This is a genomic window from Streptomyces sp. NPDC006624 (genome assembly GCF_040611555.1).
In the GTDB taxonomy this organism is placed as follows: Bacteria; Actinomycetota; Actinomycetes; order Streptomycetales; family Streptomycetaceae; genus Streptomyces.
The window spans coordinates 77,422-87,291 of record NZ_JBEXOM010000026.1 but is presented as its reverse complement, the minus strand read 5'-3'; the positions used below and the strand labels follow the sequence as shown (position 1 = coordinate 87,291).

Annotated in this window: 12 protein-coding genes and 1 pseudogene; 6 read left to right on the top strand and 7 right to left on the bottom strand. The window is 73.2% G+C overall.

Annotated elements, in window-relative coordinates:
• The first annotated feature begins 393 nt into the window (after positions 1–393).
• On the top strand, positions 394–1,482 hold the full coding sequence (locus ABZY20_RS33155; protein ID WP_356446546.1) for a hypothetical protein: 1,089 nt from the start codon (positions 394–396) through the stop codon (positions 1,480–1,482).
• A 4-nt stretch (positions 1,483–1,486) separates the two neighbouring features.
• Here ABZY20_RS33155 and ABZY20_RS33150 read toward each other — a convergent pair whose 3' ends face one another.
• Positions 1,487–1,945 carry a hypothetical protein gene (locus ABZY20_RS33150; RefSeq protein WP_356446544.1) on the bottom strand — a complete coding sequence of 153 codons (459 nt, stop codon included), beginning with the start codon at positions 1,943–1,945 and terminating at the stop codon, positions 1,487–1,489.
• 440 nt (positions 1,946–2,385) lie between these two features.
• Here ABZY20_RS33150 and ABZY20_RS33145 point away from each other — a divergent pair, with 440 nt between their 5' ends.
• The 3 genes from ABZY20_RS33145 to ABZY20_RS33135 all read left to right on the top strand — a co-directional run bounded on the left by ABZY20_RS33145 (position 2,386) and on the right by ABZY20_RS33135 (position 4,644).
• Entirely contained in the window at positions 2,386–2,589 is a 204-nt protein-coding gene (locus tag ABZY20_RS33145) for a cold-shock protein (protein WP_073941483.1), read from the top strand.
• 180 nt (positions 2,590–2,769) lie between these two features.
• Positions 2,770–4,266, top strand: a complete 1,497-nt coding sequence (locus ABZY20_RS33140) for a DEAD/DEAH box helicase (protein WP_356446542.1) — start codon at positions 2,770–2,772, stop codon at positions 4,264–4,266.
• Between the two features lie 129 nt (positions 4,267–4,395).
• Positions 4,396–4,644: a hypothetical protein gene (locus ABZY20_RS33135; protein WP_356446558.1), complete on the top strand. Its 249-nt coding sequence runs from the start codon at positions 4,396–4,398 to the stop codon at positions 4,642–4,644.
• Positions 4,645–4,721: 77 nt separating this feature from the next.
• On the opposite strand, the gene ABZY20_RS33130 is transcribed toward ABZY20_RS33135, so the two are convergent.
• Positions 4,722–5,096 carry a hypothetical protein gene (locus ABZY20_RS33130; RefSeq protein WP_356446541.1) on the bottom strand — a complete coding sequence of 125 codons (375 nt, stop codon included), beginning with the start codon at positions 5,094–5,096 and terminating at the stop codon, positions 4,722–4,724.
• A gap of 487 nt (positions 5,097–5,583) precedes the next feature.
• Here ABZY20_RS33130 and ABZY20_RS33125 point away from each other — a divergent pair, with 487 nt between their 5' ends.
• Positions 5,584–5,931, top strand: coding sequence for a MerR family transcriptional regulator (locus ABZY20_RS33125; RefSeq protein WP_356446539.1), 348 nt, complete (start codon positions 5,584–5,586; stop codon positions 5,929–5,931).
• Between the two features lie 240 nt (positions 5,932–6,171).
• A complete protein-coding gene (locus ABZY20_RS33120) occupies positions 6,172–6,393 on the top strand; it encodes a hypothetical protein (RefSeq protein WP_356446537.1) in 222 nt (73 codons plus the stop codon).
• Positions 6,394–6,687: 294 nt separating this feature from the next.
• Here ABZY20_RS33120 and ABZY20_RS33115 read toward each other — a convergent pair whose 3' ends face one another.
• The 5 genes and pseudogenes from ABZY20_RS33115 to ABZY20_RS33095 form a co-directional block, all read right to left on the bottom strand.
• Positions 6,688–7,992 (bottom strand): phosphatase PAP2 family protein, encoded by a 1,305-nt coding sequence (locus ABZY20_RS33115; protein ID WP_356446557.1) that lies wholly within the window; start codon positions 7,990–7,992, stop codon positions 6,688–6,690.
• A gap of 246 nt (positions 7,993–8,238) precedes the next feature.
• Complete coding sequence (locus ABZY20_RS33110) at positions 8,239–8,367, bottom strand: hypothetical protein (protein ID WP_356446535.1); 129 nt, start codon at positions 8,365–8,367, stop codon at positions 8,239–8,241.
• A gap of 141 nt (positions 8,368–8,508) precedes the next feature.
• Positions 8,509–8,634, bottom strand: coding sequence for a hypothetical protein (locus ABZY20_RS33105; protein WP_356446534.1), 126 nt, complete (start codon positions 8,632–8,634; stop codon positions 8,509–8,511).
• Positions 8,627–9,136 (bottom strand): Asp23/Gls24 family envelope stress response protein, encoded by a 510-nt coding sequence (locus ABZY20_RS33100; RefSeq protein ID WP_356446532.1) that lies wholly within the window; start codon positions 9,134–9,136, stop codon positions 8,627–8,629. Before ABZY20_RS33100 ends, ABZY20_RS33105 begins: the two co-directional genes overlap by 8 nt.
• Positions 9,133–9,515: pseudogene (locus ABZY20_RS33095) on the bottom strand (RNA polymerase sigma factor); the annotation flags it as partial. The gene ABZY20_RS33100 and the pseudogene ABZY20_RS33095, both read right to left, overlap by 4 nt.
• Positions 9,516–9,870: the final 355 nt, after the last annotated feature.

Below are 9,870 nucleotides of genomic sequence, written 5' to 3'. Positions count from 1 at the left end.
TGCCGGGGGGTCGGCCCAGCGCCCCCCCCCCCCCGGTTCCCGCGGCCCCCCCGCCGCCCCCGGGGGCCCCGCGGGGCGCGCGGCGCTGACCCGAGCGGGGGACACGGCATGCCGCCGGGTGCCCGCGGGACCGCCGGGATGCGTCCGCCGACGGGATGTGCTGCGCTGGGAAAGGGCGTGGACGCGGCGCGCGGCGCGGCGTTCCGCGGACCCACCCGCCGCGCCGGGGGACGGGACTCCCGCCCGGGACCGAGGCCGGTACGGCGACGACGTTCCCGACCGCGTCCGGACGGCGGAGATGGTGCCGATGAGCAGGCAGGCGACGACACCGCGCGGGGGCCGCGGCCCACGGCCGCACCCGTCGCCGGCCCCGTCCCCGCTCGGCGTCCCCCCGTGCTGAGGGTCGGGACCTTCCTGCCGCCCGCCCTCTGCCACGGCGGGGTCCCGCCCGGTGCGTCTCCGCAGGCCGGCAGGATCCCCGCCGCCGATCACGCGCTGCTGATGGACCTCCTGTCGGGTCTGCCGGACGTCGAGTTCCTGCACGGTCTGGACATCCGCCGCTCCCGCATCCGCGACGGCAGGGTCCACTGCGGCGAGGTCTGCCTGCACGACCTCGACCTCTACCTATGGCACGCCCAGATCGCCCGGGACCCCGGCGGCTACACCCACGAGGCCCTGCGCACCCTCGGTCTGGACGTCCCCGTCGAGCCCGACCCGGAGCGCTTCGCCACGGGCCTCGACAAGTACCGGGCGCACCTGGCACTGTCCCGGGCCGGCCTCCCGGTGCCCGACACGGTCCTGGTCGGCCACCACAACACCGAGGCCGCCGCCCCGGTCCTCGCGGAGTGGGGGCGCGCCCTGCTGAAGCCCCGGCGTGGTTCGTACGGCCAGGGGGTCCTGCTGGTGGAGGACTTCGCGACGCTGCGTGACCTCGTGGGCTTCCTGGACCAGACGGTCGCGGCCCGTACGGACGGCACCCTGCTGCTGGAGCGGATCTGCCCCAGCGGCGGCCCGGCGGACTGGCTCGGCACCACCCTGCTCGACGGCTCGCTGATGTACGGCTACCGCAAGCGCGGCCATCGCTTCACCCGCCTGTCCGCCGACGTCTGGAAGGTCTACGACCCGCGGGGGGCGGGGGGCGACGTCGACGGGTGCGAGGTCCCCGCGGCGCAGGCCCGGCTCGTCCGGCTGGCGCAGCGGGTCCTGGGGCTGCCCCTGGTCGGCTTCGACCTGATCGTGAGCGAGGGCCGGCCGGTCATCGTGGACGAGAACACCTTCCCGGGTCTCTATCCCGACCTGTTCGCCGCCGCGGGACGCTCGCTCGCCCGTGAGCTCTTCGCCTGGGTCGAGGGCCTGGTCGGCGAGGTCCGCGGGAGCCGCCCGGGGCGTCCGCGGACGCGGCGCGACCCGGGGGTGCCGGCGCTCGCCCCCGCCGCGGGCCGGGCCGTCCGGGCGGGCTCCGGCCGCCGCTGCACGCCGTAGGCCGCTACACGCCGTAGTAGGAGATCGAGATGGTCGTGCCGGACCCCGTCGGGCTGACCTGGATCGTCAGGCCGTCGCCGCCCTTGCGGGCCAGCAGGTGCACGCTGGTCTCGCCCTCGTACTTGGACTGGATGTCCCAGTCCTCTTCCTCCAGCAGGCCGACGTAGAAGTCGCCGGCCTCCTCCACCGAGTCGTCGGTCCGCAGCATGGTGAACCCCTTGGACTCGGTGACGACCTCGGCGTCCGGATACCTGCGGACCGGCCCCGTGCTCTCGTCCTCGCCGGGGCTGCTCGTCGTCGCGCCCGGGCTCGTGGGCCGCTCCCCGGGAGCCGTGGTCGTGGCGGTGACCGTCCGGGCCGGCTCCGGCTCCCCGTCGGAGTCGCCACAGCCCGTGGCGAGCAGGGGCAGGACCACCAGACCGGCCGCGGCGGCGAGGACGGACCGTCCGTGCGTAGCTGTCATCCGGTCAGTCTGTGAGGGGGGTGCGGCCCCGGCAAGCCGAACGTGCACGCACGGTGACCGGCGCCCGCGCGCCGGGGAGACGAAGGCCACACGGCGCGGCCGGCGAAGGGCTCCCGCCGTACGGCGCCGAGCCGCGGCGGACGGGCCTGCGTACGAGGTCACAGCGGTGGGGCCGGAAAAATTTGGCGGTAACACCGCACCCCGGGGAAGCAATATCTGTCACGGCGGCAGGAGAAATCGGAGCAGCGCGCTGCGAATATTCCTGCCACCCCAGAGGCGACGCAATTAACTTACCGCACACGGCCGAAGCCGACGTGCTACTGTCTTCTTCAGTTGTTGCAGGTGTGGTTGCCAGAAGATTTTTCCGACGGCTGATCATCGCGGCGACAAGGAATACGCACAGGGCGTATTCCTGATTCCGCCTCCGAAGGAGAAACAAAATGGCTACCGGTACCGTCAAGTGGTTCAACGCGGAAAAGGGCTTCGGCTTCATCGAGCAGGACGGCGGCGGCGCCGACGTCTTCGCCCACTACTCGAACATCGCCTCCCAGGGCTTCCGCGAGCTGCTCGAAGGCCAGAAGGTGTCGTTCGACATCGCGCAGGGCCAGAAGGGCCTGACGGCCGAGAACATCGTTCCCGCCTGACGCGCCAGCACTGACGCACACTTCGCAGCTGGGGCCCGCACTCTGGGGTGCGGGCCCCAGCTCGCTTTTTTCTCAGGGCAATCCGACCCTGTCATTTCCGGCTCGTTCTCGCGATTCCCTGCGCCGCTCATTCTGCTGCGGAAATTCCTTGATACGTGCCCGCATCGAGGAAGGTTCCGAATGAACCGCACACGTTCCACCCGCGCACGCAGCAATCGCCCGTACGACCGCTCCGGAGGCACCGCCGCCGGCCGCTCCAACGGCGCGCGCCGGTCCGGCGGATACGGCGGAAACCGCCGGCCCGCCGCCGTCGGCGGCGAGTTCGCCCTCCCGGAGACCGTCACGCCCGCGCTGCCCGCGGCCGACGCGTTCGCCGACCTGGAGATGCCGGCCCCGCTGCTGGCCACCCTCGGCCGCGAAGGCGTGACCGTGCCGTTCCCGATCCAGGCGGCGACCCTGCCGAACTCCCTGGCCGGGCGCGACGTCCTCGGCCGCGGCCGCACCGGCTCGGGCAAGACCCTCGCCTTCGGCCTCGCGGTCCTGGCCCGTACGGCGGGCGTGCGCGCCGAGCCGCGCCGCCCCCTGGCCCTGATCCTCGTCCCGACCCGCGAGCTGGCCCAGCAGGTCACCGACGCGCTCGCCCCCTACGCCCGCTCCGTCAGGCTGCGGCTCGCCACGGTCGTCGGCGGCACGTCGCTCGGCAGGCAGGCCCACGCGCTGCGGGCCGGCGCGGAGGTGGTCGTCGCGACGCCCGGGCGGCTGAAGGACCTCATCGACCGGGGCGACTGCCGCCTCGACGACGTCGGCATCACGGTGCTCGACGAGGCCGACCAGATGGCCGACATGGGCTTCATGCCGCAGGTCACCGCCCTGCTCGACCAGGTGCGCCCCGCGGGCCAGCGGCTGCTGTTCTCGGCCACCCTGGACCGCAACGTCGACCTGCTGGTCCGCCGCTACCTCAGCGACCCGGTGGTCCACTCCGTCGACCCGTCGGCCGGTGCCGTCGACACCATGGAGCACCACGTGCTCCACGTGCACGACGCCGACAAGCACCGCACGACCACCGAGATCGCGGCCCGGGACGGCCGGGTCATCATGTTCCTGGACACCAAGCACGCGGTGGACCGGCTGACCAAGCACCTGCTGAGCAGCGGCGTCCGCGCCGCCGCCCTGCACGGCGGCCGCTCGCAGCCGCAGCGCACCCGGACCCTGGCGCAGTTCAAGGACGGTCACGTCACCGTCCTGGTGGCCACCAACGTCGCGGCCCGCGGCATCCACGTCGACAGCCTCGACCTGGTCGTCAACGTGGATCCGCCCAGCGACCACAAGGACTACCTGCACCGCGGCGGCCGTACGGCCCGCGCCGGGGAGTCCGGCAGCGTGGTCACCCTGGTGACCCCCGCCCAGCGCCGCGGCATGACCCGGCTGATGGCCGCGGCCGGCATCACGCCGTCCGTCACCCCGGTCCGCTCGGGCGAGGCGGAGCTGAGCCGCATCACGGGCGCCCAGGCGCCCTCCGGCGTCCCGGTGGTCCTCACCGAGCCCGCCGCGGAGCGGCCCCGCCGCTCCTCGTCGCCGTCCCGGGGAAGCCGGGGCCGCTCGGGCCACGGCCGGCCCGCCGGCTCGGGCGCGCGCCGCACGGGACAGCGGCGGCCCGGGACCGACTCCGCCGCCTGAGCGGCCGCCCAGCCCGATCATCCCCTCGCGAAGGAGACACCCTTGACGCCAGCGCGGACGCAGTACCGCACGCCGGGCCCGGCACCCGTGCCCGTGGCCGACGACCACGGGCCCCGGGTGGGCGACGACATGACCGTCGAGGTGGCCCTGGCCGTCATGGCGAGCGCCCGGGTCGAGCACCTGACCGTGTGCGACGAGGACGACCAGCGCACGGGTCTGGTGACCCTGGTGCGGCTGAACGGTCTGCGTGACAGCTCGGCGTACACGGACCGGATCCGGCTGCGGGACGTCCTCGACGGCTCGCTGTGTGCCGGCGCCCGCCCCGGCGGGGCGAGGGCGTCACACGCCGTGGACCGGTCGCTGACCGTGTCCTTGTGAGATCGGGCGGGCAACCGCCCTGACAAGCCCGATGGGGGCCCTGCCGACGCGCGTCGGCAGGGCCCCCATCGTCGTGCTCACCGGTCCGAGTAACTGATGTCGCCCACGGTCCACGCGCTGACGTCCTTGATCGCGACGCGGTACATGCCGCCCGTCTCCGGGATGCCGAGGCTTCCCTGCAGGATGCGGGCGAGGTGGAAGTGCAGATGTGTGGGCGCCTCACCGCGACCGGACCGGTCCCTGCCCGGGCCGCGGGCGAAGACGTCCGCGAAGGGGCCGAGCCGGTCCGAGTCCTTGAGGACCTCAGCCACCCGCTCCCTCCACACGGCCTCCGGAGCCAGCCGGCCGGTGATGACGGCACCGCCGACGACCACGGTCAGCGACATCTGATTGCTCCGCTCGGACTCCACAGCGGCGGAGATGGCGACGAGCAGCTCATCAGGGTTCGACATGCCTCAGAGCTTATTCGGCCCGGGGCCCCGTGATCCCCCGCGGGGCGGAACCTGACCGCACCGGACCGGAGGCGGCAGGATGCCTCCCGCTCCGGGACCGTGAAATCTACTCTCGCGACAGTAGACTTTTGCTTCCTCCAGGGGTACGGTTCTTCTTGTAGACGAAGTCGGACCAAGCCCGCCAACGACGAACGGGCAGGTAGCTGAAGAGCAGTAGGTCAGTGATTGGTTCGGAAAGGAACGGAGGAGCAGACGCCATCAGGATCGCCCGGGTCCGAGCGACATACGACCCGGGTACCGCAAGACCCCGGAATGGATGGTGGTCCCCGGTCACGCAGCTGCGATCCCCCGCTCCGCCCTGCCGGGCCGGGTAGCGGAAACAGAAGGTCGGCACAGCAGTAGGGCCGACAGATGGTGTTCAATTTCCTTCGGGGCCCTGGTGCCGTACGGCACCAGGGCCCCTCGACGCGTTGCACAGCGAGGTGACATGACATCGGACAACCCCCTGAATGATCGTCTGGACGACGACGACTACCCCGCGTACACCATGGGCCGGGCCGCCGAGATGCTCGGCACCACTCCGGCCTTCCTGCGCGCCATCGGCGAAGCCCGCCTGATCACTCCGCTCCGCTCGGAGGGAGGGCACCGCCGGTACTCGCGCTACCAGTTGCGCATCGCCGCCCGCGCCCGGGAGCTGGTCGACCAGGGGACGCCGATCGAGGCCGCGTGCCGCATCGTCATCCTCGAGGACCAGCTCGAGGAGGCGCAGCGCATCAACGCCGAGTACCGCCGTGCCGCCGAGGCGGCGGGCCGGGCGCCCTCCGGCGCCGGCTGAGCCGCCGGGGGCGGCAGGAAGCGGGGCCGGTTCGCGCGCGTCCGGCCCGTCCAGGCCGGTCCCACCCGGCCCGTCCCGCCGGTTCGGCCCTCCCAGGGCCCCCGAACGGGCACCGAGCCGCATCGACTTTCTCCGGATCCGTTCCCGAAAGCCCAGGTCAGCGGCGTGGCATGGAAGCGGGGGTCCGGATCTGTGCCGAGAGCCACATCACGCGGGTCCAACATGGGCGCATACTGAGTCATGACAAAACCCGCGGCACAGAAGCGTCATCTGCCCACCAGCCCCTTCAAGGCCCCTGTCGCACCGGCCCCCAAGCACTTCGCCATGGGCGATCAGGTCACGCATGACGTGTACGGCCTGGGCCGGGTCATCGGCATCGAGGACGGCATCGCCGCGCTGGTGGACTTCGGATCGTCCCGGATGCGGATCCTGAGCCCGTACGCCAAGATGACCAAGCTGTAGGACCCCGCCGTGCCCGGTCTTGGCACACCAGGCCCCTCGGGGGGCCTGCTACGAAAGAGAGACCTCTCATCGACCTGACGCCGTCGTTCTCCGCTCCGGAGGCGCACCTTCGCTGCCCGCGCAGCGCCTCGCCCCCTCCGGCGACCAACCCCTTCCAGGCCCCCGACTTCGGGCCGGACGAGTCCCTGCCGTTCGACGGCGCACCCGGGTTCGCCCCGGGCGGGCGTCCGGGGCGCTCCGAGGCGGCCTAGCCTCGCGCGTGGCGGGCGCCGCCGCCCCCGCGCCGCCCGGTGCTCACCGGGCCGTGGCCGGGGACGGACGCGTTCCTTCCGTGGGGGCCGGCCCGTCCAGGGTCCGGCCGCGCGGTCCGGCCGTGCGTACGTAGCCGTAGATCACCGAGCCCATCAGCAGGATGAGAAGCGGCCCGGACAGCTCCGGATGCGCGGCCATCTCCATCGGCAGGTAGCGGTACGACACCAGGAGCGCGGCGAACACCGCGGTGCCGTAGGCGACCAGCCACACTCCCGGCCGGTCCCAGCCGCGATCGTGTACGCGCAGGGCCGCCTCGACGGTGAGCGCGAACACCACGCCGGCGACGAGGTCCACGCCGTAGTGGTAGCCGAAGCCCAGCGTCGCGGCGAGGGTGGCGACCAGCCAGAACGTCCCGGCGTACCGCAGCAGGCGCGGGGCGCCGCGGGTGTGGACGAAGATCGCGACCGCCCACGCCGTGTGCAGGCTTGGCATGCAGTTGCGGGGCGTGATCCCGTCGTACGTCATCGGGAGCGGGGTGCTCACCGGCAGCGGCGTGTGCGGCCACAGGTTGGCCGCCGCCCACTCCGGGCCGCCGGTGCCGGAGGCGCCCGGTCCGTAGGCGAAGACCGGCCCGACCACCGGGAAGATCATGTAGATGCCCGGTCCGAGAAGGCCTATCAGCAGGAAGGTGCGCACCAGGTGGTGCCGCGGGAAGCGGCCCTCGACCGCGACGTTGCGCAGCTGGTGGAAGGCGACCACGACCGCGGCCACCGCGAGCTGGGCGTAGACGAGTTGCAGGATCAGGGTGCTGAACGGGTCGGTGGCCTCGACGATCCGGCCCGCCAGCCAGGACGGGTTGCCCAGCGCGTGGTCGGCGGTGGCCACGTACTGGTCGAGCACCGTCGGGTGGGTCTTCGCCGTGATGAGCAGCCAGGTGTCGCCCGTCTTGCGGGCGGCCACCAGCAACAGCCCGAGCCCGACGCCCTTGAGCAGCAGGGCCCGTTCACCGCCGGTGCGGCGCGTGACGGCGATGACCGCCGTGCCCAGCATCACCCACAGCGCGCCGGTGCCGAAGGGATGGCCCTCGGTCATCCGGGCGTCCACCGCCCAGCGCACCGGCAGCAGGACGGCGTCGATACCGAGCGCGACACCGGCCGCGAGGAACCGCTGCCGCCAGGTGAGCACCACCATCATCAGCGCCAGACCGCCGTACAGCGGACCGGCTTTGGGGGCGAAGACCAGAGCCTTCACCTGGTTGGTGATCGGCCCCGGCTCACCGTAGCGGCGGGCGGCGATCTCCAGCGCGACGAGGAATCCGCACGCCACGACGACCGCCGTGCCCCACAGCGCCGCGTGCCGGTGACGCCACGCGGCGGACGAAGTGACGCCGCCTATTCGGGAAAACACCCGCGATGCTCCAGCTGTCAATCTGTAGGCCGATCATCCGAATGGCCAGGTGAACGCAAAGCGATGGCGGACCATCGCGAGTTCGAACATGTTATCGGAGTGTCGCGGATCGGCGGGTGTGTCGATCGGCACCTTTCCCGGAGAAGGCCGAAAACCCCGCGATACGAGCGCCACCGTGCCCGGTTTTCAGACGCGGCCCGTGACCGTCACCGTCAGGCGCGGGGCGGGGCGTTCGGGCAGGAGGGCGGCCAGGCGGTTCCCGACGGCGGCGCGCACCGCGCGGGCCACGTCCACGGCCCGCGTCCGGCGGTCCACGACGACATGGGTCTCGACGTGCCGGCGACCGCCGTCGTCCGGCCAGGCCCGGCTTCAGGAAGGCGACGCCTGCCACGGCCTCCACGGTCCTGGCGACCTCGTCGGCGAGCGCCGAGGCCGCGGTGTTCGTGCGGGGGACGGTCATGGCGTACGGCCTTCCTGCTCATCGCCGGCCGGGGCGGGGACGACGTCGGTGACACGGATGTCCACGACCGCCACGGCCATGCCCAGCTCCCGGTCCACGGCCCGCCGGACCCGGTCACGCACGCGCGGCCAGGTCCGGCAGCGGGGGTCCGGCCGGGGCGTGGATGTCCAGACGGATCCCGAGGGCACCGCCGGCCCGGTCGTCCCCGGCGGACAGCAGACGGCAGGAGCCCGCCCGCACCCCGGGGACGGTCCCGGCCGCCGCGCGCACCGCTCGGGCCGCGACCGCCTCCATGATCCACAGGTCCTCGGCGGGATCGCCGAGGGGCAGCGGGCGGCCGGGGCGCAGCTCCAGGCGCACCACGTCCATGACGCGCCGGGTCAGCGACTCGGCGTCCCGGCCGGAGGGACCGGCCGTCTCGCGGCGCAGGCCGCGCACCGCGGACTCCAGTTCGTCGAGCCCGCTCACGGCCTGCCGGCAGGACGGGCAGGACCGGGCGTGGGCGTCGTCGGCGCGCTGCTCCCAGGCGTCCCGGGGCTGCGAGAGCAGCCGTCCGCACGGCAGGAGTTCGTCGTCGTCGCCGGGGTCGTGGGCGCTGTTCGGCGGGTCGGTGTGGGCGTTCATCGCCGGCCCCCCGGTGCTCGTGTCAGACAACGGCGTGCGCGGGACACGCGGGCGCGGGCGGCCTCCTGGCCGATGCCGACCGCGTCCGCGACGACGTCGTAGGAGCGGCCGTCCAGTTCCCGCAGCACCCAGCATGCCCGCTGCTCGGGCGACAGCAGGTCCAGGGCCTCCCGCAGCGCGCGGACGGCGTCCCGGCTCTCGGTGACACGGGCCGGGGAGGTGCTGTGCTCGGCCGCGGCCACGTCGCCCGCCGCCTCCAGCGGGGCCACCGGCCTGCGCGCCCGCAGCACGTTCAGGCAGCGGCTGGTGACGATCCGGTACATCCAGGTGCCGAAGGAGGAGCGCCCCTGAACTCCGGCAGCCGCCGCCAGGCACTGAGGTGCGTCCGGTGGTGCGTGCGGTGTGCGGGGCCCCGCCACTGGGCGGCTCCTCTCGTCCGGTCTCCTGGGGGTTGGACACCGCCGGACCGCCGTCGTGGAGCGGTCGCCGGAAAGGCGCCGCGCCCGCGTCCGGCGACGGGGACCAAGGGCCGCTCGGGCCTTCGGAGTTCGGCGTTCGGCGTTCGGCGTTCGGCGTTCGGCGTTCGGCGGTTTTTCCTGTGATCCGTAGCCGACGGGGGGTGCGGATGGGTCCGCGGCGAGAATTCATCCGATCGTGGGAACGACCAATCCGCCCGGGCTCCGGGGCCGGATTCCCCACGTGACCGAGAACGAGGAAGAACACCGAATTCCCCA

Coding starts and splice junctions, on each gene's coding strand:
- ABZY20_RS33135 (WP_356446558.1), top strand. CDS start 4,396: ATGACCGTCGAGGTGGCCCTGGCCGTCATGGCGAGCGCCCGGGTCGAG.
- ABZY20_RS33140 (WP_356446542.1), top strand. CDS start 2,770: ATGAACCGCACACGTTCCACCCGCGCACGCAGCAATCGCCCGTACGAC.
- ABZY20_RS33130 (WP_356446541.1), bottom strand. CDS start 5,096: ATGTCGAACCCTGATGAGCTGCTCGTCGCCATCTCCGCCGCTGTGGAG.
- ABZY20_RS33100 (WP_356446532.1), bottom strand. CDS start 9,136: ATGAACGCCCACACCGACCCGCCGAACAGCGCCCACGACCCCGGCGAC.
- ABZY20_RS33150 (WP_356446544.1), bottom strand. CDS start 1,945: ATGACAGCTACGCACGGACGGTCCGTCCTCGCCGCCGCGGCCGGTCTG.
- ABZY20_RS33125 (WP_356446539.1), top strand. CDS start 5,584: ATGACATCGGACAACCCCCTGAATGATCGTCTGGACGACGACGACTAC.
- ABZY20_RS33145 (WP_073941483.1), top strand. CDS start 2,386: ATGGCTACCGGTACCGTCAAGTGGTTCAACGCGGAAAAGGGCTTCGGC.
- ABZY20_RS33120 (WP_356446537.1), top strand. CDS start 6,172: ATGACAAAACCCGCGGCACAGAAGCGTCATCTGCCCACCAGCCCCTTC.